17 protein-coding genes and 1 tRNA gene are annotated in these 23,140 nt (G+C 63.9%); 12 read left to right on the top strand and 6 right to left on the bottom strand.

Going from position 1 to position 23,140, the window contains the following annotated elements:
- Nucleotides 1-256 precede the first annotated feature (256 nt).
- Complete coding sequence (locus BPHY_RS15285) at nucleotides 257-2,344, top strand: UvrD-helicase domain-containing protein (RefSeq protein ID WP_041763641.1); 2,088 nt, start codon at nucleotides 257-259, stop codon at nucleotides 2,342-2,344.
- A gap of 55 nt (nucleotides 2,345-2,399) precedes the next feature.
- On the opposite strand, the gene BPHY_RS15280 is transcribed toward BPHY_RS15285, so the two are convergent.
- Complete coding sequence (locus tag BPHY_RS15280) at nucleotides 2,400-3,359, bottom strand: c-type cytochrome (protein ID WP_012402347.1); 960 nt, start codon at nucleotides 3,357-3,359, stop codon at nucleotides 2,400-2,402.
- A 364-nt stretch (nucleotides 3,360-3,723) separates the two neighbouring features.
- On the opposite strand from BPHY_RS15280, the gene BPHY_RS15275 reads away from it, so the two are divergent.
- From BPHY_RS15275 to BPHY_RS15240, 8 genes are all read left to right on the top strand, one after another.
- A tRNA-Arg gene (locus BPHY_RS15275) sits at nucleotides 3,724-3,799 on the top strand.
- A 329-nt stretch (nucleotides 3,800-4,128) separates the two neighbouring features.
- Nucleotides 4,129-4,818: a glycosyltransferase family 2 protein gene (locus BPHY_RS15270; protein WP_012402346.1), complete on the top strand. Its 690-nt coding sequence runs from the start codon at nucleotides 4,129-4,131 to the stop codon at nucleotides 4,816-4,818.
- Nucleotides 4,819-4,852: 34 nt separating this feature from the next.
- Nucleotides 4,853-6,979 (top strand): O-linked N-acetylglucosamine transferase, SPINDLY family protein, encoded by a 2,127-nt coding sequence (locus BPHY_RS15265; protein WP_012402345.1) that lies wholly within the window; start codon nucleotides 4,853-4,855, stop codon nucleotides 6,977-6,979.
- Nucleotides 6,976-8,856, top strand: a complete 1,881-nt coding sequence (locus BPHY_RS15260) for an O-linked N-acetylglucosamine transferase, SPINDLY family protein (protein ID WP_012402344.1) — start codon at nucleotides 6,976-6,978, stop codon at nucleotides 8,854-8,856. Before BPHY_RS15265 ends, BPHY_RS15260 begins: the two co-directional genes overlap by 4 nt.
- The gene (locus tag BPHY_RS15255) at nucleotides 8,853-9,794 is read left to right on the top strand and encodes a UDP-glucuronic acid decarboxylase family protein (RefSeq protein WP_012402343.1); all 942 of its coding nucleotides are present in this window, start codon (nucleotides 8,853-8,855) and stop codon (nucleotides 9,792-9,794) included. The genes BPHY_RS15260 and BPHY_RS15255 overlap by 4 nt, the downstream gene beginning before the upstream one ends.
- Complete coding sequence (locus BPHY_RS15250) at nucleotides 9,791-10,996, top strand: class I SAM-dependent methyltransferase (protein ID WP_012402342.1); 1,206 nt, start codon at nucleotides 9,791-9,793, stop codon at nucleotides 10,994-10,996. The genes BPHY_RS15255 and BPHY_RS15250 overlap by 4 nt, the downstream gene beginning before the upstream one ends.
- Nucleotides 10,997-11,016: 20 nt before the next feature.
- Nucleotides 11,017-13,386: a tetratricopeptide repeat protein gene (locus BPHY_RS15245; protein ID WP_012402341.1), complete on the top strand. Its 2,370-nt coding sequence runs from the start codon at nucleotides 11,017-11,019 to the stop codon at nucleotides 13,384-13,386.
- Nucleotides 13,387-13,398: 12 nt separating this feature from the next.
- The gene (locus tag BPHY_RS15240) at nucleotides 13,399-15,873 is read left to right on the top strand and encodes a tetratricopeptide repeat protein (protein ID WP_012402340.1); all 2,475 of its coding nucleotides are present in this window, start codon (nucleotides 13,399-13,401) and stop codon (nucleotides 15,871-15,873) included.
- A 171-nt stretch (nucleotides 15,874-16,044) separates the two neighbouring features.
- Here BPHY_RS15240 and BPHY_RS15235 read toward each other — a convergent pair whose 3' ends face one another.
- The 3 genes from BPHY_RS15235 to BPHY_RS15225 all read right to left on the bottom strand — a co-directional run bounded on the left by BPHY_RS15235 (nucleotide 16,045) and on the right by BPHY_RS15225 (nucleotide 18,785).
- Complete coding sequence (locus BPHY_RS15235; protein ID WP_012402339.1) at nucleotides 16,045-16,338, bottom strand: flagellar protein FliT; 294 nt, start codon at nucleotides 16,336-16,338, stop codon at nucleotides 16,045-16,047.
- A gap of 29 nt (nucleotides 16,339-16,367) precedes the next feature.
- On the bottom strand, nucleotides 16,368-17,795 hold the full coding sequence (gene fliD, locus BPHY_RS15230) for a flagellar filament capping protein FliD (RefSeq protein ID WP_012402338.1): 1,428 nt from the start codon (nucleotides 17,793-17,795) through the stop codon (nucleotides 16,368-16,370).
- Nucleotides 17,796-17,966: 171 nt separating this feature from the next.
- Nucleotides 17,967-18,785 (bottom strand): flagellin domain-containing protein, encoded by an 819-nt coding sequence (locus tag BPHY_RS15225; RefSeq protein WP_012402337.1) that lies wholly within the window; start codon nucleotides 18,783-18,785, stop codon nucleotides 17,967-17,969.
- 228 nt (nucleotides 18,786-19,013) lie between these two features.
- On the opposite strand from BPHY_RS15225, the gene BPHY_RS15220 reads away from it, so the two are divergent.
- Both BPHY_RS15220 and rpsU read left to right on the top strand, forming a co-directional pair.
- Nucleotides 19,014-19,955, top strand: a complete 942-nt coding sequence (locus BPHY_RS15220) for an aldo/keto reductase (RefSeq protein ID WP_012402336.1) — start codon at nucleotides 19,014-19,016, stop codon at nucleotides 19,953-19,955.
- Nucleotides 19,956-20,250: 295 nt separating this feature from the next.
- Entirely contained in the window at nucleotides 20,251-20,463 is a 213-nt protein-coding gene (gene rpsU / locus BPHY_RS15215; RefSeq protein WP_007581560.1) for a 30S ribosomal protein S21, read from the top strand.
- Between the two features lie 134 nt (nucleotides 20,464-20,597).
- Here rpsU and BPHY_RS15210 read toward each other — a convergent pair whose 3' ends face one another.
- Both BPHY_RS15210 and BPHY_RS15205 read right to left on the bottom strand, forming a co-directional pair.
- Nucleotides 20,598-21,023 (bottom strand): hypothetical protein, encoded by a 426-nt coding sequence (locus tag BPHY_RS15210; RefSeq protein WP_012402335.1) that lies wholly within the window; start codon nucleotides 21,021-21,023, stop codon nucleotides 20,598-20,600.
- A 453-nt stretch (nucleotides 21,024-21,476) separates the two neighbouring features.
- The gene (locus BPHY_RS15205) at nucleotides 21,477-22,073 is read right to left on the bottom strand and encodes a DNA-3-methyladenine glycosylase I (protein ID WP_012402334.1); all 597 of its coding nucleotides are present in this window, start codon (nucleotides 22,071-22,073) and stop codon (nucleotides 21,477-21,479) included.
- Nucleotides 22,074-22,224: 151 nt separating this feature from the next.
- Between BPHY_RS15205 and BPHY_RS15200 the strand changes: the two genes are divergently transcribed.
- Nucleotides 22,225-23,109, top strand: a complete 885-nt coding sequence (locus tag BPHY_RS15200) for a BadF/BadG/BcrA/BcrD ATPase family protein (RefSeq protein WP_041764077.1) — start codon at nucleotides 22,225-22,227, stop codon at nucleotides 23,107-23,109.
- Nucleotides 23,110-23,140 lie beyond the last annotated feature (31 nt).

Below are 23,140 nucleotides of genomic sequence, written 5' to 3'. Positions count from 1 at the left end.
ACGCGTCGGCGCGCGGTTCGCTGCTATCGGCTGAACGGCATAAGCCCGGGCATCGGAAAGGGCATTCGTGTTAACATCGCGGCTCTCACGCGAACGGCAAAAAGCGCATGGAATCAATTGCGTGGCGCGTCGGCGGAGGTTTCGGCAAGTGCCGTGCAACCCGCCCGCCGCGCCGCCTGGCACTCGCCGTTTCGCTGCATGTTCTCGGGCCGTTCTGCGCGAATCGCGCCCTCAATCGATTACTCATCCACACACGATGTCCGCAGGCCTGAATTCCGCCCAAAGCGAAGCGGTGCGCTATCTCGACGGTCCCTGCCTCGTGCTCGCGGGCGCGGGCAGCGGCAAGACGCGCGTGATCACGCAGAAGATCGCGCACCTGATCGAAAACAAAGGCTTCGAGCCGCGCCATATCGCCGCCGTCACCTTCACGAACAAGGCCGCAGCGGAAATGCGCGAGCGCGTCGGCAAGCTCCTCGAGGGCAAGACGCTCACCGCGCCCGGCAAGGAAGGACGCAAGGTGCCCGTCAACCAGTTGACGGTGTGCACGTTCCACTCGCTCGGCGTGCAGATTTTGCGTCAGGAGGCGGAACACGTCGGCCTCAAGCCGCAGTTCTCGATCATGGATTCCGACGACTGCTTCGGCATGATCCAGGAGCAGGTCGGCTCGACGGACAAAGGCTTCATCCGCAAGATCCAGACGATCATCTCGTTGTGGAAGAACGGCCTCGTCATGCCGGACGAGGCGATGAGGATCGCGTCGAACGAGGACGAGCACCAGGCGGCGATTGTCTATCGAAACTACGTCGCGACGCTGCACGCGTATCAGGCCGTCGATTTCGACGATCTGATCCGCCTGCCCGCCGAACTCTTCAAGCAGAACGAGCAGGTGCGCGACCGCTGGCAGAACAAGCTGCGCTATCTGCTGATCGACGAGTATCAGGACACCAACGCGTGCCAGTACGAACTGGTGAAGCTGCTGGCGGGCACGCGCGCTGCGTTCACGGCGGTGGGCGACGACGATCAGGCGATCTACGGCTGGCGCGGCGCGACGCTCGAAAATCTGGCGCAGCTCAGCAAGGACTTTCCGAGGCTGCACGTCATCAAGCTCGAGCAGAATTACCGCTCGACGGTGCGCATCCTGACGGCCGCGAACAACGTCATCGCGAACAATCCAAAGCTGTTCGAGAAGAAGCTGTGGTCCGAGCACGGCATGGGCGATTCGATCACTGTCACCGGCTGCAACGACGAAGAGCATGAGGCGGAGTCCGTCGTGTTCCGGCTGTCGGCGCACAAGTTCGAGCGGCGCGCGCAGTTCCGCGACTACGCGATCCTGTATCGCGGCAATTTCCAGGCGCGTATTTTCGAACAGGTGCTGCGGCGCGAGCGGATTCCGTATGTGCTGTCGGGCGGCCAGTCTTTCTTCGACAAGGCCGAGATCAAGGACATCTGCGCATACCTGCGGCTGATCGCGAACGCGGACGACGATCCCGCGTTTATCCGCGCGATCACGACGCCGCGCCGAGGCGTCGGCAATACGACGCTCGAAGCGCTCGGCGCGTTTGCGGGACAGGCCAAGGTATCGCTGTTCGAGGCGGTGTACATGGGCGGTATCGAGGCGCGGCTGTCGGCGCGTCAGGTCGAGCCGCTGCGCGTATTCTGCGATTTCATGCAGCGTCTTCGGGATCGTGCGGACAAGGACGCGGCTACCTCCGTGCTGAACGACATGATGGAGGCGATTCACTACGAAGCCTATCTGTACGACGCATTCGACGAGCGTCAAGCTCAGGCGAAATGGCAAAACGTGCTGGAGTTTCTGGAGTGGCTCAAGCGCAAGGGCACGAAGCCCGAGCCGGAAGCAGGCGCCGAACAGACGGGCTACGACACCGCCGACGGTCTCGCCGATACTGGCAAGAACCTGCTCGGACTGATTCAGACGGTCGCGCTGATGTCGATGCTCGAAGGCAAGAATGAAGACCCGGATGCCGTGCGGCTGTCGACGGTGCACGCGTCGAAGGGACTCGAATATCCGCACGTGTTTCTGGTCGGCGTCGAGGAAGGCATCATGCCGCATCGCGGGGGGGCGGAAGACGATGGTCCGATCGACGACGAGCGCATCGAGGAAGAGCGCCGCCTGATGTACGTCGCTATCACGCGTGCGCAGCGCAGCCTGCACCTGAACTGGTGCAAGAAGCGCAAGCGGGCACGCGAGACCGTGGTGTGCGAGCCGTCGCGCTTTATCCCCGAAATGGGGCTCGACGAAGCACCGCCTCCGACGCCGGAAGAAGCGCCGATGTCGCCGAAGGACCGGCTCGCGAGTCTCAAGGCGCTGTTGCAGAAGGCATAAGAAAAAATCCCCGCACAGGGCGGGGATTGTTGTGTGCCGGAACTATCGTCGCTGCTTATTTCGCTGCATTGACCATGTAGTCGACGGCGGCCTTTACGTCGGCATCGGAGGCGTTCGATCCCCCCTTTGGCGGCATCGCGCCCTTGCCGTGCAGTGCGTAGTTGTAGACGGTGTCGATGGGATCCTTCAGACGCGGCGCCCACGCTTCCTTGTCGCCGAACTTCGGCGCGTTCAGCACGCCCGCTGCGTGACAGGCCTGACAAACCTGCTGATACAGCGCCTTGCCAGCCTGCGATGCATCCGCGCTCTGCGCGCCACCTGACGCGGGCGCTGCGCTTTGCGGCACATTGGCCATCGCGGCCATTGCGGCGGCGGCTTGTGCGCCCGCGCCACCGGAAGCGCCCGATGCGCCCTCCATGCCCGAAGCGGGCGTTGCACCAGAAGCCGCCTGCGCGCCGGATGCAGCCGCGGCACCCGACGCGCCTGCCGGAGCCGCGGCGGGCTGACCCGGCACCGGCTTCGGCGGATCTTCGAACTTCGCACCCGCGTTGTTCGCCATGTAGGCGACGGCGAGACCGATCTCGTAGTCGCTGTAGTCGTCCGGGCTCGTGCCGCCGCGCGCGGGCATCGCGCCCTTGCCCGTCAGCGCGTTGTGCCACAACGTATCGAAACCTTGGGCGATACGCGGCGCCCAGTCGCCCGTGTTGGTGAACTTCGGCGCGCCCGCCGCACCGGACGCGTGACAGGCCGAGCACACTGCCTTGTAGACTTCCTCGCCTGTCTTGTAGACGCGTGGCGCGTTGGCGTCGCGGATATCGACTTTGGCGAGGGGGGCGGTGCGTGCGTCGGTAGCGGCGTCGGACAGACCGTCGGTGCCCGCGCCCGTGCGGGTCGAGTTGTCGACGTAATAGGCCAGCAGAACGATGATGATGATAGGGACAGCAAAGCCGGCGATGACTGCGGCAATCAGCTGTCCGGGGGTCTTGATCGGGGCTCCGTGTGGTGCTTCGCTCATGCTTGTCTCGTCTCCCGTGGGTATTGTGAGCGGTACAGCGCGACGGCAACAACCTTGTTCTAGATCAGCCACGACCGATTATAGACGGAAGGTTTCGGCGCCGGGAGCAGGCCCGGACAGTGTTCAGTAGGCGTTTACGCGAACATTTTCAGGGTTCGCGACGGCTATGATTTCGTGCCATTGCATGCGCGGTTCGCGGCGGCATGTGTTTCCGGGGCCCCTCGATGGCCCGCAACGCCTTGCATCGACGGGCCAGAGGTGGACGGGCAGCGCGAAACCGGGTATGCTCTCGGTCTCGCTTTGGCGCCGCATTTCGCATCAACCTAGTGATTTTGCAGCGCTTTTTGCCGAGTTTTTGCCAAATGCGCCCGTAGCTCAATGGATAGAGTACTGCCCTCCGAAGGCAGGGGTTGCTGGTTCGATCCCAGCCGGGCGCGCCAACTCGCATCATGCGTGGCGGTTCAAAAAGCAACCGCTGCCCGACACCCGCTCAAAGCGGTTTTTTTTGCGCCGTTTTCCTACGCTTCTTCCCGCCGGCCATCGCCCGACACCCCGCCACAGTACGCCGAAATACGGCCATTAACTCCATCTGATCCACCGATCACCCCGACGGCGTCGCGGACAGAATAGCGTCACGGTAGCTCATTGCGTGTCGGGTTGCCGTTGAAGCCGGCGCGTGGCTCGCCGGCAGCGCCGCAGGCCGTCATCCGCTCGCGCTGCCCCTTGCCCCCTCGCGCCTGATCGATTCTTTTCCTTGTATTCCGCTTTTATGAAGCCCATTCGCCTGGTTTGCGGCACGCGCGCCTCCTACGACGACTTCTCGCAGAAGACGGCACTCGGCCGTTCGCTTTCGCTGTTTCGCCACGCGAGCCCGCCGCAGCTGATGCTGTTCGACAACAACCGGGCGGGTCTTTCGTCGATCTACAACTACGCGATCGAGCAATCCCGCAACGACCCGGCGATCCTCGTCTTCCTGCACGACGATCTGCATCTGTGCGACTTCTACTGGATGGACCGCATCCGCGAAGCCGTCACGCAATTCGACATCGTCGGACTGGCGGGCAATACGCGCCGCCTGCCGGGCCAGCCGTCGTGGTTCTTCCGCGATGCGTCCTTCACGCGCGATGACGCGCAGTACCTGAGCGGCGTCGTCGGTCACGGCAAGGGCTTTCCGTGCGCGAACATGTCGATCTACGGCCCGCCCGGACGCGAATGCAAGCTGCTCGACGGGCTGCTGCTCGCCGCCGACAGCGAACGCCTGATCGCCAGCGGACTCACGTTCGACGAACGCTTCGACTTCCATTTCTACGACCTGGATTTCTGCCGGCAGGCCGAGTCGCGCGGACTGCGCATGGGGACGTGGCCGATGAGCATCGTCCACGAAAGCGGCGGCTCGTTCGGCAGCCCGGCATGGCGCGGCGCATACGAGCGCTACATGCAGAAATACATGGGCGTCTGAGCGCGCCGTCAGCCGCATCACGTCAGGATTGCCGATGCAAGCGCCCCCCGATCACGACTCACGCACGAACGGCGACGTCCCAATGGACGCGACCGCGCACGCACCCGCGCCGCTGCCGGACTTCGATGCGTCCGCCATGTTGCAAGCTGCCTTCGCGCATCACCAGGCGGGCCGCACGGGCGAAGCCGCCGAATGCTACAAACAGATTCTCCAGCACGACGGGATGCACCCGGATGCAATGCATTTTCTCGGCGTGCTCGCTTGCGACGTCGGTAATCTGCCAGCGGGCATCGACCTGATCGAAAAATCGATCCAGCTGCATCCGAACGCGATCTATCTGAACAACCTCGGCAACATGCGCGGCCGCGCGCGCGACCTTCAGGGCGCGATCGCTGCGTATCGCGCGGCGCTTTCGCTCGCGCCCGATTACGCGCAAGCGCACAGCAACCTCGGCCACACGCTGCGCGAAGCGGGCGATCCGGCGGCGGCGATCGACAGCTGCACGGTGGCCACGCGTCTCAAGCCGGATCTCCCGCAAGCTTGGACCCATCTCGGCAACGCGTTGCTGGAACTCGGCAGCGACGAGGGCGCGCTGGACAGCTACATGAAGGCGCTCGCGCTCCAGCCCAACGATGCGAACGCGCATAACAACGTCGGCAACATTCTGGAGAAGTACGGCCGCGCAGCGGGCGCGGCCGAGTCGTATCGCCGCGCGCTCGCGCTCGAACCGCACCGCGCGTCGCTGCACAACAATCTCGGCAATGTGCTGCGCGATCAGGGCCAGCTCGATCAGGCGACAGCGTGCTACCGGCAGGCCGTCGCGCTCGATCCCGGTTTCGCGCAGGCGCACAGCAACCTGCTGCTGCTGCTCAACTCGCGGCTCGACGTCGCGTTGCGCGAGCAGTTCGATGAAGCGCGTGCATTCGGCGAACACCAGTCCGCTAAGGCGCAGCCATTCCAGCACAGTGCAAACGCGAACGACGCAGGCAGGCGTCTGCGCGTCGGCTTCGTGTCCGGCGATCTCAACTCGCATCCCGTCGGCTTTTTCCTCGAAAGCGTGCTCGGCCATCTGGACCGCACGCGCATCGAACTGGTCGCCTACGCGACGCGCAAACGCGAAGACGCGGTGTCGCAGCGTCTGATGCCGCAGTTCAGCGCGTGGCACGACATCTCGCGCCTCGACGACGCAGCCTGCGCGCGCCGCATCCGCGACGACGGGATCGATATTCTCGTGGACCTGTCGGGTCACACGAATCACAACCGCTTGTCCGTGTTTGCGTGGAAGCCCGCACCCGTGCAGGCGACGTGGCTCGGCTACTTCGCGACGACGGGTCTTGCCGCGATCGATTACGTGATTGCGGACCGCCACGTGCTGCCGTTGGACGAAGCGTCGCAATTCGTCGAAGCGCCGTGGCACTTGCCCGACAGCTATCTGTGCTTTACCCCGCCGCCGTTCGATATCGAGGTCGGCCCATTGCCCGCGAGTGCGAACGGCGCGATCACGTTCGGCTGCTTCAACCATCTGGTAAAGCTCAACGAGGCCGTCGTCGCGCTGTGGGCGCGCGTGCTCGACGCCATGCCGGGTTCGCGTCTGCTGCTGAAAACGCGGCAACTCGACGACCCGGCCGTGCAGCACGCCACCCTCGCGCGCTTCGCCGCGCACGGCATCGACGGCGCGCGTCTGATGCTCGAAGGCCAGTCGCCGCGTGCAGAACTGCTCGCGGCGTACAACCGCGTCGACATCGCGCTCGACCCATTCCCATACGCGGGCGGCACGACGAGCATCGAAGCGTTGTGGATGGGCGTGCCCGTGCTGACGCGGCGTGGCGAACGCTTTCTGTCGCATGTCGGCGAAAGCATCGTGGATACGGTGGGCCTGCCAGACTGGATCGCGAGCGACGACGCGGACTATATCGCCAAGGCCGTTCGCGTCGGCGTGCAGCGCGACGAACTGGCGACGCTCAGACGCACATTGCGCCAACGCCTGCTGGCTTCGCCACTGTGCGACGCGCCGCGTTTCGCGCGCCATCTCGAGGACGCATTTCACGGCATGTGGGCGCGCCGCGTCGCATGCCATCAAGCAAACGACGGGCATCCCGCCCAACCGCATCGACATTCATCAGGGGACGCCCGCCACGCCGCGGAGCGCAATTTCGCATGACAGACTTCAATCAGAACCACAATGGCTCGTGGCAGCGCATTCCGACGCCCGCGAACTTCGGCGCGGCACCGGCACAGGCGGCGCCCGACGCGGCTGCGCAGGAACGCATCGCGTCGATGCTGCAAGCGGCCGTCGCGCATCACGAGGCGGAGCGCTTCGACGAAGCGGAAACGCTGTACCGCCAGATTCTCGCGGCCGATCCGAATCACGCGGACGCGATACATCTGCTTGGCCTGATCGCGTACGAGTTCGGCCAGTACCAGACAGCGTGCGATCTGATCATGGCGGCCATCACGCGCAATCCGAACGCGTTGTACTACTACAACCTGGGCAACGTGATGCAGGCGTACAAACGGCCTGCCGCCGCAGCGGAGTGCTTCCGCCAGGCGATCGCGATGCAGCCCGACTACGTCGACGCGCACAACAACCTCGGCAATGCGCTGCGCGCGGTGAAGGATCATCACGCGGCGGTGCAGTCTTTCTGCCAGGCGATCAACCTGAAGCCGGATCACGCGCGCGCGTACAACAACCTCGCGAACACGCTGATGGAACTCGATGAACTCGAGGCCGCCATCGAGGCATGGCGCTACGCCATCGCGCTGCGCCCCGATCTCGCGGAGCCGCGCAGCAATCTGCTGTTTGCGCTGAACTATCAGCAGCAGACGACGCCGCAAGCGTATCTGGACGAAGCGCTGAAATTCGGCGACGCAATGGCGGCGCGTGCGATGCCGTTCCAAACGTGGCTCGCCGATGCGGGCTCGCGCGAAGGCCGCCCGTTGCGCGTGGGCATCGTCTCCGGCGATCTGAAGAAGCATCCCGTCGGGTATTTCATCGAAAGCGTGCTCGCGAATCTCGATGCGTCACGGGTGCAACTGGTCGCCTATCCGACGCGCGATGTCGAAGACGAACTTACGGCGCGCATCAAACCGTCGTTCTCGGCGTGGACGAGCCTCGCCGGTGTCGCTGACGAAGCAGCCGCGCAGCGCATCCGCAGCGACGCCATCGATGTTCTGATCGACGCATCGGGCCACAGTACGCACAACCGACTGCCTCTCTTTGCATGGAAGCCGGCGCCCGTGCAGGTCAGCTGGCCCGGCTACTTCGCGAGCACGGGCGTGCGCGCGATCGACTACATCCTCGGCGATGCGCATGTGCTGCCCGAAGCCGAAGAAGCGCACTTCGTCGAAAAGCCGTGGCGTCTGCCCGACAGCTATCTGTGCTTCACGCCGCCCGTCGATTCCGTCGAAACAGGCACGCTGCCGATGCTCGTGAACGGCCACGTCACCTTCGGCTATTTCGGCAACGTGACGAAGGTCACGGATCACGCGGTTGGCGTATGGTCGACGCTGCTGCAGAAAGTGCCCAGCTCCATGCTGTTCCTGAAGTCCGGCCAGTTCGACGACGCGCACGTACGCGACGCATTTGTTCGCCGGTTCGCGACGCGCGGCATTCCGGCGTCGCGCCTGATCGTCGAAGGACGTTCGGCGCGCGGTGATTACTTCACCGCCTATCGTCGCGTTGACATGATGCTGAGCCCGTTCCCCTACGGCGGCGGCACGACCACAGCGGAAGCCTTCTGGATGGGCGTGCCCGTACTGTGCCGACACGGCGACCGCTTCGTCACGCACATCGCGGAAACGATCTGCCACGCGGCCGGGCTCGCGGGCTGGATCGCAGCCGACGACGCCGACTATGTGGAGAAAGCCGTCGCATTCGCAGCAGACCGCGAGGGTCTGTCGGCGCTGCGCAGCGGTTTGCGCGCGCAGTTGCTCGCCTCGCCGCTGTGCGACGCCGCACGCTTCGCGCGCAACTTCGAAGCGGCGCTGCACGGCATGTGGGAACAACGCGTCGCGCAGGTCGCGGAGGCGGCGCAGTGAACGCACAGTCGGTCCTGATCACGGGCGGCGCGGGGTTTCTCGGCTCGCATCTGTGCGACCGGCTGGTTGCGGCCGGTCACGACGTGATGTGCGTGGACAACTTCCATACGGGCAGCAAGCAGACCATTCACCACCTGATCGGCAAGGTGAATTTCGAGGTGATACGCCATGACGTGTGGCTGCCGCTGTACGTCGAAGCGGACCGCGTGTTCAACATGGCATGTCCCGCGAGCCCTGTGCATTACCAGAGCGATCCCGTGTCGACCGTGAAGACGGCCGTGCTCGGCGCAATCAACATGCTCGGGCTTGCGAAGCGCTGCGGCGCGCGCATTCTGCAGGCGTCGACGAGCGAAGTCTACGGCGACGCGCAGCAGCATCCGCAGCGCGAGACATACTGGGGCAATGTGAACCCGAACGGGCCGCGCGCCTGTTACGACGAAGGCAAGCGCTGCGCGGAAACGCTGTTCTTCGATTATCACCGTCAGCACGGCGTCGACATTCGCATCGCGCGAATCTTCAACACGTACGGTCCGCGTATGCGTCCCGACGATGGCCGCGTGGTGTCGAACTTCATCATGCAGGCGCTGCACGGCGAACCGATCACGCTGTACGGCGACGGCAGCCAGACGCGTTCGTTCTGCTATGTCGACGATCTCGTCGAAGGGCTAATGCGCCTGATGAATCACGAAGGTGAGCCGGGGCCGTTCAACATCGGCAATCCGGGCGAGATCACGATCCGCGAGCTCGCGGAGATGGTGTTGCGTCTCACGGGCTCGCGCTCGCGCATCCAGTACCGACCGCTGCCGCCCGACGATCCCGTGCAGCGTCGCCCCGACATCGCGAAGGCCCGCGAGCATCTCGACTGGCAACCGGGCGTGGCGCTCGAAGACGGTCTCAAGGAGACCATCGCGTACTTCAAAAAGGTAGTGAACCAATGACTTGCGATCTGATTGAAGCGGCTTGTCCCGTTTGCTCGAACTCGGTAGCCGCGCGCTTTTTCCCGGCGGGCGAGCAGACGCTGGCGACGCTCGCGTGGCCCGGTTCGGCGCACGCTGCTCAATCGCTGCCCCGTCACGCGCAGGATTTCGTGCAGTGCCCGTCGTGCACGCACGTGTGGAATCACCGCTTCGAATACGACGCGATTCCGTATCAAAGCAATCCGAACCGGATGTTCAACAACGGCAGCATCTGGAAGGGGCATCTCGCGCAGACCCGCGACCTCGTATTGTCGCGCTTGCCCGATGCGCCGAATGTCGTCGAAATCGGCTGCGGTGAAGGGCATTTCTTGCGAGGCCTCGCGCAGGCTCGTCCGGGTGGGCGCTTCATCGGTTTCGATCCTAACGCGACGCCGGAGACGGGCCTCGGCGTCGAGTTTCATCCGCGCCTGTTCGAGCCGCTCGCCGACATGCGTGCGTTCCAGCCGGATGCGGTCGTGATTCGCCATGTGCTCGAACATCTGACGGAGCCGGCGCGCCTGCTCCAGGCGCTCGCATGGGGCGCGATGTCGGCGGACAAGGACTGCTGGCTGTTCGCGGAAGTGCCGTGTATCGACCGCGTGTTCGACACGCATCGTCTCGCCGATTTCTTCTACGAACATGTGTCGCACTTCACGACGGAATCATTCCGCGCGCTGATGTCGCGCGCAGGCGAAGTCGTCACGCTCGATCACGGCTACGACGGTGAGGTCGTCCATGCATTGGTGAAGCTCGCGGTGCCCGCGCATGCGCGCTCGCGTGCTGAAGCCGCCGCGCGGTTCGCGGCCCGCACGGTCGAAAGCCGCGCGACGATCGCGCAGCAACTGTCGCAACTGAGCGCTTCGGGTCAGCGCGTCGCCATTTGGGGCGGCACGGGCAAGGCGGCCGCGTTCATCCATCATTTCGGCGCGGATGCCGAGCGCTTTCCGCTCGTCGTCGATTCGGACCCGGGCAAGGTCGGCACCTTCGTGCCGGGCACGGGCCAGCGGATCGAATTCCGCGACGTGCTGAAGCAGACCGACGTCGACGTGATCGTGATTCCGACGCAATGGCGCGCGCGGGACATCATCGCCGAGATGACGCGCGAAGGCATCGCCACGAAGCGCGTGATGATCGAGCACGACGGCGGCCTCGTCGACTTCTTCGCGCAGTCGCATCCCTATTGAACGGGCCGGGACGTTTGACCATGCACGACATTCCGACCCTTCTGAACGCCGCGCTGACGCATCATCAGGCAGGGCGCCTCGCCGACGCGCAGGCGCTCTACGACGCCATTCTGCAGACCGAGCCGGCGCAATCCGACGCGCTGCATTTCTCCGGCTTGCTCGCGTGCCAGACGGATCGCGCGGACGCGGGCATCGCGTTGATGCGCGCATCGATTGCGGCGAATCCGAATGCCGTCTACTACAACAATCTGGGCAACGTGCTGCTCGGACGTCGTCAGCTTGGCGAAGCGATCGAAGGCTATCGGCAGGCGGTGAATCTGCGTCCCGATTACGCCGAGGCGCACAACAATCTCGGCAATGCACTGCGGGAAGCAGGCGACGCCAACGCCGCGATGATGAGTTGCGCCACGGCGATCGAACTGCGGCCAGGTTACGCGGAGGCGTACAACAACCTCGGCAATGCACTGAAGGATCTCGGCGATCTCGGCAACGCGGTGCTGGCGTATCAGAAGGCCGTGTCGTTCCGTCCGGACTATGCGGACGCGTTCGGCAATCTCGCACGCGCCGAGGCCGGGCGTGGCGACGCGGACGCATCGATTGCCGCGTTTCGCCGCGCGCTCGCGCTCGATCCGGATCGTGCCGACAGCTACGACAGTCTCGCGAAGCTGCTGCACGCGCGCGGTGAAATCGACGCCGCGATCGACACGTTGCAACAGGCGACGCGACGCGATCCCGCCGATGCCGCGCGTCATCGCTTGCTCGCGCAATGGCTGCTTGGCCGCCAGCGCTGGGACGAAGCGGCGCACGCGCTGACGAGCGCGGTCGAACTCGCGCCCAACGACGCTGCGGGTTATGTGGAACTGGGCGACGCGTATCAGCACGCAGACAAGCTCGACGCCGCGATCCTTTGCTATCGGACGGCCACCGAACTGGCACCCCGCGATGCGCCTGCGCACCATCGGCTCGCCGTTGCGCTCCTCAAACAGCGCCGCGCAGACGAAGCGCTCGAGAGCGCGCAAAAGGCCGTTTCGCTCGAACCGCATTCGGCCGTACCGCACGTGAATCTCGGCGACGTGCTGAGCGTGCTCGGCGACGCGGACGGCGCAATTGCGAGCTATCGGCGCGGCATCGCGCTCGACGGCGAAATGGAACTCGCGCACAACCGCCTGCTGTTCGATCTCGCGACGCACGCGCCGACGCCGCCCGCCGTCACGCTCGTCGCCGCGCGTGAATTCGGCGCGCGCATGGCCGCGCGTGCGCGCCGCTGCGAGCATCCGGCGCCGCAAGACGACGGCAGAAAGCTGCGCATCGGTTTCGTGTCCGGCGATCTGCAACTGCATCCCGTGGGCATTTTCATCGAATCGGTGATGGAGCATTTCGCGGACGGGAGCTTCGATCTGATCGCCTACTCGACGCGCGCAAGCGAAGACGACATCACCGCCCGCCTGAAACAGCGCTTTACTGCGTGGCGCAGCCTCGTGAACGTGCGCGACGAACAGGCCGTGCAGATGATTCGCGACGATGGCATCGACATACTCGTCGATCTGTCGGGCCATACCGTGCACAACCGCCTGCCCGTGTTCGCGTGGAAACCTGCGCCCGTGCAGGTCAGCTGGCTCGGCTATTTCGGCACGACGGGGTTGAACGAAATCGACTACGTGCTCGGCGATCCACATGTGCTGCCCGTCGCTGAAGAATCGCACTATGTGGAGAAGACCTGGCGTCTGCCCGACAGCTACCTGTGCTTCACGCCGCCGAACGTCGATGTGGCCGTCGGCCCGTTGCCGATGACGCTCAGCGGCCATGTCACGTTCGGCTATTTCGGCAAGCTCGTGAAGATCACGCCCAACGTGATCGCCGCCTGGTCGCGTCTGTTGCGTGCGGTGCCGGGCGCGAAGCTGATGATGAAATCGCACGAACTCGGCGCCGCGCACGCCCGGCGTTCGGCGGCTGAACAATTCGCCGCGCAAGGCATCGACGCATTGCGCCTCATTCTCGAAGGCGGCTCGCCGCGTCACGAATATCTCAAAGCATATAACCGTGTCGACATCATGCTGAGCCCGTTTCCATATCCGGGCGGCACGACGACGGCGGAAGCGCTGTGGATGGGCACGCCCGTCGTTGCGCTTCAAGGCGATCGCTTCGTCACGCATATCTGCGAGAGCGTGCTGAACGCGGCAGGACTCGGCGAATGGATCGCACGCGACGAAGACGAATACATCGCACTCGCGAGCGCGTGGGCCGCGCAGCGGGAGCGCCTCGCCGTCCTGCGCGCGCGTTTGCGTGCGCAGACGCTGGCGTCGCCGCTGTGCGATGCACGGCGCTTCGCGACCAATCTGAAAGCAGCATTCGAAGGCATGTGGGCGCAATACGTTTCGCGCGCTGCTTGAGGCGAAGCGGGCATGCGAGCCGCACTTCCGACGACACAAAGGATCACAGTGGATCACGCAAATCTTCTCAATACCGCGCTCGCGCACCACCAGGCCGGCCGGCTCGCCGAAGCCAAGGCGATCTACGACGAGATCCTGCGCGCCAATCCCCGGCATTCCGATGCGTTGCATTTTCTCGGGCTGCTCGCCTGCCAGATTCAACAGTACGACGCGGGCATTACGCTGATGCGCCAGTCGATCGCGATTCTGCCCAACGCGATCTATCACAACAACCTCGGCAACGCGCTGCGCGAGCACGGGCAACTAAAGCAGGCGATCGACGGTTATCGCGAGGCCGTCACGCTCGATCCGGGCTACGCGGAAGCGCACAACAATCTGGGCAATGCACTGCGCGAAGACCGTCAGCCGGACGCGGCGATGCGAAGCTGCGCGCACGCCATCGAATTGCGGCCCGGTTTTGCGGAGGCATACAACAATCTCGGCAACGCGTTAAAAGATCTCGGCGAGCTGGATAATGCCGCGCTTGCGTATCGCAAGGCGATTTCGTTCAGGCAGAACTACGCGGACGCGCACAACAATCTCGGCAACGCGCTGATGGAGCAGGGCAAGTACGACGAGGCAATCGACAGTTATCGCAGCGCGATCGCCCTCGACGCGAACCGCGCGTTGATGCACAACAGTCTGGGCACGCTGCTGCTTGCGCGCGGCGAACTCGACGAGGCTGCGGCGAGTCTGCAGAGGGCGGTCGAACTCGATCCCAACAGGCCGGGCGTGCACAACAACCTGGCCAATACGCTGCGCGACATGGGCAGACTGGAAGAGGCGCGCACCCATTACTCGCGGGCGTTGCAGCTTGCGCAGGCGATCATCGACTCGTACCGGGGCGGCGCGGCGGCGCCGTTTGCGCAAGTCCGTTCGACCGAACCGCGCCTGACGCTCGCCGAGGGTTATGCGACGCTCGGCAATGCGTGGTACGGCCTGTATCGCTACGACGAGGCGATCGACAGCTATTTGCGATCCGTCGAGCTTGCCGACGACGATGCCGAAGTTCATCACAATCTCGCCGTCGCGTATCTGAAGACGGAGCGTCCCGCGCAAGCACTGCATTACGCGCGCAAGGCGCTTGAACTCAAGGACGGTTCCTCGCGGATGCACATCAATCTCGGCGACGTCCTGCGCTCGCTGGGCGAACTGGAGGCCGCCGCGAACAGCTATCGGAGCGCGATCGAGCGGTCGCCCGATGCCGACGTCGCGCACACGGCATTGCTGTTTTGTGAGGCAAGCATGTCGCGGCGACCGGTCGAAGATTATCTGGCCGATGCCGTCTACTTCGGCAAGCGCATGGCCGCGAACGTCACGCCGTTCACGCACACGCGCATGCCGCGCGGCTCGCGGCCGCTGCGCGTGGGCTTTGTCTCGGGCGATTTGCGCACACATCCCGTCGGCATCTTCACCGAAAGCGTGTTGCGTCATATCGATCCGTCGCGTGTCGAGCTGATCGCCTATCAGACCAACGACGTCGAAGACGACACGACGCAGCGTCTCAAGCCGCTTTTCGGTGAATGGACGCAGCTTTCGAAGCTCTCACGCGAGGCCGCCGCCAAGCGGATCTTCGACGATCGTATCGACATTCTGCTCGACATGTCGGGTCACACGGCCTTCAACCGGCTCGCCGTGTTCGCGATGAAACCGGCGCCCGTGCAGGTGACGTGGCTGGGGTTCTTTGCATCGACGGGCATCGAGCAGATCGACTATGTGCTCGGCGACCGCTATGTGTTGCCGCCCGAAGAAGCACATCATTTCATCGAAAAGCCGTGGCATCTGCCGGACGGATACCTGTGCATGACGCCGCCCGCGCACGATGTTGCCGTAGGTGCGCTGCCGATGCTGGCGAATGGCTTCGTCACCTTCGGCTATCTCGGCAAGCTCGCGAAAGTGACGGACGACGTGCTCGATCTGTGGGCGCGCGTGCTGCGCGAAGTGCCCGGTTCTCGCCTTCTCATCAAGGCGCATGAGCTCGACCGCAAGCATGCCGTCGACGCGACGCGTCGGCGCTTCGCCGGGCGCGGCCTCGACGCGGAACGGCTTCTGCTCGAAGGCGGATCGAAGCGCGACGAGTACTTCAAGACGTATCATCGCGTCGATATCGTGCTCAGTCCGTTCCCGTATCCGGGCGGTACGACGACGGCGGAAGCACTGTGGATGGGGGTGCCCGTCGTCGCGATGAAGGGCGACCGCTTTCTCGGTCACATCTGCGAAAGCGTGCTGCAGTCGGCCGGCTTCGGCGACTGGGTCACCGGCGATGCGCAGGGCTACATCGCGATTGCGCGCGCACTGGCCGCCGACCGCGACGCGCTGGCCACGCTGCGCGCCGGTTTGCGCGAACATGTTCTGGCCTCGCCGATGTGTGACGCGCAACGCTTCGCGCGCAACTTCGAAGATGCGCTCGACGGCATGTGGCGCGTGTACGAGCGAGACTCTGCCTGAACGCGCAGCGCCTTGAAACGGCGATTGCGCGGCCGTGAGGCGCAATCGCGGACCTCGCTGCGCAGACCTCATTGAGATCCACGGGCGAAAAAAAAAGCTGCATCGCTGCAGCTTTGTCAATCCGCGCAGTTCTTCTTGACTACGTCGCGCGGCGTTCTTCAGAAGGGTGCCTCAGAGCATGCCTGTCGTGTGATACAGACTCACCGACTTGATGCGCCGAAGGGCATCGCCATGCCGCTCGCTCAGGCGGTCCATGCCGGCGCGCGCCTGCACGGTGATGCCGGCGTCGATCTGCTGGATCGCGCGGATCTTCTCCAGTGCGTCAGGGGTCTGCTGCGGGCCCAGCGACATCAGCAGCGGCGAGCGTTCTTCGACGATCGCCGACGCGCGCGGCCAGTCTTGTTGCGAAACCGCGTCTTCGAGAGCGCGGGTCAGGTCCAGTGCGCGGGTCAGCGAATCGTTCATCTTCAGGTCCGGTTGGCGGCGTATCCGCGTTACTTGGCGTTCAGCGAGCCCGTCAGGCCACCGCCGCCGAACAGCTGGTTCAGATAGGCCGTGTTGTTCTGCATCGTCGTCATCAGCGTGTTCAGCGCCGAGAACTGCGCGTTGTACTGGTCGGTCAGCGTGCTCTGATAGTTCGTGAGCTGCGTCGCCTGATCCGAAAGATTGCTGAGGTCGGTGTTCAGTGCTTGCGTGCGCTGGTCGATCGTGCCGCTCGTCTGCGTGTACGTATTGATGAAGTTGTTCAGCGTCGTGCCGATGCCGTTCGTCGTGTTGAACACGGCCGCGACGGTCGAGCTGTTGCTCGACAGCGCGTTCTCCAGCGTCGTCGAATCGACGGACAACGTGCCGTCGTGCTGCAGGTTGATGCCGATCGACGACAGGCTGATCGTCTTGCCGCCGACGGTAATGCCACCGCCGACCAGGCTGCCGAGGCCGTTCGTGATCGTGTTCGTCATTGCATCGCCGAGCAGCGGGCCGGCTTGCGAGCCCGTCGCCTGGGTCGAGTCCCACGTCAGCCCGGTGGCCGTCGTGATGTAGTTGTTGTACGCGGTGACGAAGCTGTTGATCGCCTTTTCGGAGGCGGACGTGTCGTTCGTGATGGAGATGGTCTGCGTGCTGTTCGCGGTCGCGCCCGAGATGTCGATGTTCACGCCTGTCAGCGCAGACGTGATGACGTTCGTCGCGCTCGTGATAGCGTTGCCGTCGATCGAAAAATTCGCATCCTTGCCCGCCGTGACCTGCGTGAAGCTGCCCGTGTTGAGGCCGGCATCGAGGCCCGCGCCCGCCGATATCGATACGGTGTTGGCGGCGCCCGTTTGGGTCGAGGTCAGGACCAGATGCTGGCCGTCGGCCGCCGTAATGACGGCAGCCGATACGCCCGGATTGTTGTTCGCCGTATTGATCGCGCTGGCGATGGTCGCCAGCGTATCCGACGACGACACGTTGATCTGCATGGAATTGCTGCCGACACCCACCGTCAGCGTGCCGCTGCCGAGGCTCGCGCCCGAGGCGTAGGCCTGCGAGGAAATCTTGTTGGCGGTCGCGACATTGGTGACTTGCAACGTGTAGTTGCCTGCCACCGCGCCCTTGCCGGTTGTCGTCGTTGCCGTTACGCCCGTGCCGCTGACCGCGACTGCGAGCTGGTTGAGCGACGTGCCGTCGGACAGACCGCTCAGTGCCGTCTGCAGCGACGAGAGCGCCGATTTGAGCTTGCCGATTGCGGAGAGCTCGGCGTTGTCCGAAGTCTGTTTGGTCGTGATTGCCGAGGATTGAGCCGCGGTTTTCGCCGTCACGAGCGCCGACACCAGTGAATTCACATCGAGGGTCGACTTGGTCGAGCCGCTGATGATGGACTGCGCTGCCTGCTGTAGCAGGGCAGTAACGTCAGTTGAAGAGTTCGAAGTCGACGTGGTGGTCATGCGGGTGCTCCGATGGGCGAAACGGACTGCATTGGGTTCTCGGCGTTCAAATGCATGATGGGAGGCGAGCCTCCCAACCATGCGATCCAGCTGTTTTTATCGTGTCCTGAGCCGGGCTCGAGCCGCGGCTTCAGTGTGCGGCGCCATACCGCGCGCCGCCTGTCGTCACGCTTACTGGAGAAGCTTCAGAACTTGCTGCGGCATCGAGTTCGCTTGCGCCAGAACCGAGATACCGGCTTGTTGCAGAACCTGAGCCTTCGACAGGTTCGCCGTTTCCGTCGCGAAGTCTGCGTCGGTGATTTGCGAACGTGCTGCGCTCATGTTCGTTGCTTGCGTTTGCGTCGTCGAGATGGCAGCCTGGAACGTGTTCTGCGTTGCACCCAGCGTTGCCTGGAACGTGTTCACGCTCGTCAGAACCGTGTCGATCGTGCTCATTGCTGCCTGAGCGCCCGAAGCCGTCGAAACCGACACGCCGCTCACGCCGAGGCTGCCCGAGTCCCACTTTTGCGAACCGAAGTTGGCCGTGATCTGCTGGCCGTTGAACGCGCCGATCTGGAAGTTGACCGAACCGATGCCGTTCAGGACGGCCTGGCCGTTGAACGTCGTTTGTTGCGCAACGCGCGTGATTTCCGTCAGACGGGTCGACACTTCCGACTGGAGGTTAGCCAGTGCGTTCGAGTCGAGCGAGCCGTCGCCTGCTTCCACTGCCAGCTGGCGGATACGTTGCAGGTTGTCGACGATCGATTGCAGCGCGCCGTTCGTGGTTTGCACCATCGAGATGCCGTTGTTGGCGTTGGCAGCACCTTGCGTCAGCGCGTTGATCGACGCCGTTTGCGTCGTCGAAATCGCGAGACCTGCCGCGTCGTCGGCAGCGGTGTTCACACGCTTGCCCGACGACAGGCGGTTGATCGCCTGCGACAGTGCGCTTTGCGAACCCGACAGGTTGTTCTGCGCGGTCAGCGAAGCGATGTTGGTGTTGATATTCAGCATTTTGCGTCCTCGTTTGTAAAACGCCTCGAGTGGAGGCTGTTTTGGCTCGGCGTCGCGCTTGACTGAATGCATTGCGCCGCCGCCTGTCCTGGTTGACGGCGTGGTCGGAAGAAAACTTTAGGGGCGCCCTCGCGAAATTTGGGGGCGTATGGTGCGGGCGGGGTGTCGATCACAGTCGCGAACAGCGCGTATGCTTGATGAACCGCTTTCCTCGCTCATGGAGATGTCATGCAGAAACGCAAGCTCGGCACGTCGTCATTGCAGGTCGTGCCGCTGATGTTTGGCGGCAATGTATTCGGCTGGACGGCCGACGAAGCGACTTCGTTTTCGATCCTCGACGCCTTCGTCGACGCGGGCCTGAATTTCATCGATACGGCCGACGTCTATTCGGCATGGGTGCCCGGCAATCACGGTGGTGAATCCGAGTCGATCATCGGAAAGTGGTTCGCGAAGTCAGGCAAGCGCGACAGAATCGTGCTGTCGACCAAGGTCGGCATGCTGGGAAGCCGCAAGGGGCTGTCGGCAGGCAATATTCGCGCAGCGGTCGAGGATTCGCTGCGGCGCCTGCAGACGGACTACATCGACGTGTATTTCTCGCATATCGACGACACGGAGACGCCGCTCGCGGAAACGCTCGGCGCATACCAGCAGTTGGTCGAAGCGGGCAAGGTGCGGGTGATCGGCGCGTCGAACTACGGCGGCCCGCGGCTTCAGGAAGCCCTGCAGATCGCGCGCGACAACGGCTTGCCGCAATATCAGGTGATCCAGCCGGAATACAACCTGTACGACCGCGCCGGCTATGAAACCGATCTCGAACCGGTCGCGCTCGCCGAGCGGCTCGGCGTGGTCTGCTACTACAGCTTGGCGAGCGGCTTCCTGTCGGGTAAATACCGTTCGCGCGACGATCTGTCGAGGAGCGCGCGCGGCCGTAAGGTCGAGGGGTATCTCAACGAACGCGGCTTCGCGATCCTCGAGGCGCTGGATCACGTGGCGGGTGCGCATGGCAGCACACCGGCTTCCGTGGCGCTCGCGTGGCTGATCGCGCGGCCCAGTATTACAGCGCCAATTGCCAGCGCGACATCCGTCCAACAGCTGGAAAGTCTCGTCGCCGCTGTGCACCTGACGCTCACGGACGCCGATCTGCGCATGCTGAACGACGCAAGTGCCTGATCGTAAACGTCAAAAAGCTGGTCGGAGGGCTGTTTTCCTGATATGATCGGGAGTGAATTGAGATCTTTGCTCGTTTCGTCATGGGTTACTGGTGGCGAAACGCTAGCTAGGCGCGGCGCTGCAACGTGCGCTGCCCGCGTTTCGCGGTGAACTCCCACCTCTCTTTTCCGGCCTCCGTGGCCGCATCGCCTCTCGTTTCAGTAGTGCTTTGCCAGATCTGGAACGACCGGAGGGCCGGCGCGTGAGTGGGCTGACCGCCACGCCATTAACCGTATCAAGCGTTTTTAGGAATTACATGACGACGATTCTTCTGAAGGAAAATGAGCCGTTCGAAGTGGCAATCCGCCGCTTCCGCCGCGCAATCGAAAAGAATGGCCTGATCGCAGAACTGCGTGAACGCCAGGCGTACGAAAAGCCGACGACGGCTCGTAAGCGCAAGAAGGCAGCTGCGGTGAAGCGCCTGCACAAGCGCCTGCGCAGCCAGATGCTGCCTAAGAAGCTGCACTAAGCACGCTTCCACGCGAAAGCACGCCAACGGCGGTGTGAGCTTCGAAAGAAGCCACACCGCCGTTTTTCGTTTGGAACTTTGGAACGTTGAAACCCGCGGAGAACTCCGCTCGGCTGGTCTGGGAGAGCGAGAACTCAGGCGACGGTCCGGAGCCGCTCGTTCGAAAGTGCGAACTGAAGGGCGATTGAGCGCAGACGGTCGCGCCATTCCCATGTGCCGAAAACGTCGTGAACGTTTTGCAGGCAACTGAGCAGATCGACGGTGGCCTGGTCGTAGATGTTCAGATTGGAGCGCAGCAACGCCCTCTTCAGTGCGGCAGCGCCGACGTCCATGTACGTCGGCATCTCAGCCGGCGCTTTGCCGATGAATCGTACGGGAATGCCTTCCATCGCGGTCATGTAGTCGCGCGGATGGATAAAGCTACCGACCGGGCAACCGCCACAATAGCCGCGGTAGGCGCCCCCACCACGCGGCAGCGGCGCTGCACGGCCCTGGCCGAACAGATGATCGACTGCCCGGCCGTAACTTTGCTGATGCGTCAGGAAGCTATGGTTCTTCATGCTGGTCTCCCCCGCGCTTTTGCGCAGCGGTCATTCGTTTATGATGCAAGGGGCGACAGTATCTTGTGACGGACCCTTGGCCGGAGCCGCGACTAGAACATCGATTACGGTTCAATTCGCGGTTGCGGATGACTCACCGTGCACCAGCAATGGCCTCGACGCGCGGCTGACTTCCCCGACCGGAGGCGCGTCGAACGACATCGCATACATCAGTTATAACGAGCGAAAGGCCCAAAAGGGCCAGCCGTTGTGTTGGCTAGCGCTCAGTTCGCGCGACGGATGGCGGGCTATGGGGCGGGCCACCTCCGTCTCGGCATGCAAAGCGCCTTCGCAGAGGCGGCCTTGCCGGTGGCCCCGGGCGAGCTCTCGCACCCCTTCGAGCTGGCGCGCCGAGACATCACGTGTTGCAACGGCGCACCAGCGGATCGCGGTCGGCATATGGCCCGCGACGCATCACTTCGTCTTCTTGCGCCGCTTCTCACCGAGCGACGCGCAGCGCGAATAGCAGGCGCAATCGGTCTGGTGGTCGTTGACCATGCCGACTGCCTGCATGAAGGCGTAGCAGATCGTTGTGCCCACAAATTTGCAGCCATAACCTTTGAGCGCCTTGCTGAGCATGTCCGACACTTCCGTCGATGCGGGCGCGTGCTGGTAGCTCGTCCACGTATTCTGGATGGGCACGTTATCGACGAATGACCATACGAAATCCGCTAGCGAACCGTGCTCCGCCTGAATCTGCCTGACCGCTTTCGCATTGAGAACCGTCGACTCAATCTTGCCGCGATGGCGCACGATACCCTCATCGAGCACGAGCGCGTCGATCTTTTGCGCGGAGTAGCGGGCGACCTTATCGATATCGAAATTCGAGAATGCACGCCGATAGCCGGCGCGCTTGTTCAGGATCGTCGACCACGACAGCCCTGCCTGCGCGCCTTCGAGCACGAGCATCTCGAACAGATGCCGGTCGTCGCGCGAAGGGACACCCCACTCGGTGTCGTGATAGTGTGCGAGCGCTTCGCTCGTCGCCCAGTTGCATCGCTGCTCAGCCACTTTCAGGCTCCTGCATGGTTGGTCGATCGCCCGTCGATCGGATCGCGCCAGCTTAGCGGAATGGGGTGCAGCCGCAACCTGGCCGATCGGCTAATTGTCGCCGGCGGCGAGACCTGCCACGCTATGCGCTAACACATCAATGAGCGAACCGATGACTCAAGACCTCTATCTGATCGGCGTGGACGGCGGCGGCACCGGCACGCGCGTCGTGCTGGCTGACGCCCAAGGGCGGGAACTCGCGCAGGGTACTGCGGGCCCGTCGGGCTTGGGGCTCGGCGTCGAGCGCGCGTGGGAATCGATCCTCGCGGCCAGTACCCAAGCGTGCGTGCTCGCCGGCGTAACAGTCGACTGGTCGCGTTTCGTCTTCGGCTGCGGGCTGGCTGGCGTCAACAACCGGGACTGGCTGTCCGCGTTTCGCGCGAAGGCGCCGACGCTCGCCGGGCTTTCGATCGAACACGACGCCTATTCGACGCTGCTCGGCGCCCACGGCGGCGAGCCGGGCGTGATCGTCGCGCTGGGAACGGGCAGCGTGGCGGCGGTGCTGGATCGCGACGGCGAGTGCCGCACCGTGAGCGGCTACGGCTATCCGTCCGCCGACGAAGCCAGCGGTGCGTGGCTCGGTCTGCGTGCGATCGTTCACGCGCAACAGGCGCTCGACGGCCGCGTTCCCGCCGACGAATTCTCGCAGGCGCTGATTGAGCACGTCGGCGTGACGGATCGCGAGGGGCTTGTGGTCTGGCTGTGCGACGCCAATCAGACAGCCTATGCGAGCATTGCGCCCGTTGTCATCGCGCATCCGGAGCATCCGTTTGCTGCGCGCTTGCTGCATGACGCCGGTCACGAAATCGGCAAGATGATCGCCGCGCTCGACCCTTCGGGAAGCTTGCCCGTCGCGCTGTGCGGCGGGCTTGGCAAGCCGCTGAGCGAATATGTGCCAGCACCCTATCGAGAGCGACTGCGTGCGCCGCTTTCGGACTCCGCGCATGGTGCGCTGAAATTGGCACAGCGGGAGGCCGCCCGACTCGGAGGCGCATGACGGGCGGCGCGCGTTGGAGGCACCGGCAGCG

This window comes from Paraburkholderia phymatum STM815, assembly GCF_000020045.1.
Taxonomy (GTDB): domain Bacteria; phylum Pseudomonadota; class Gammaproteobacteria; order Burkholderiales; family Burkholderiaceae; genus Paraburkholderia; species Paraburkholderia phymatum.
This window is presented reverse-complemented; position numbering and strand designations above follow the sequence as displayed.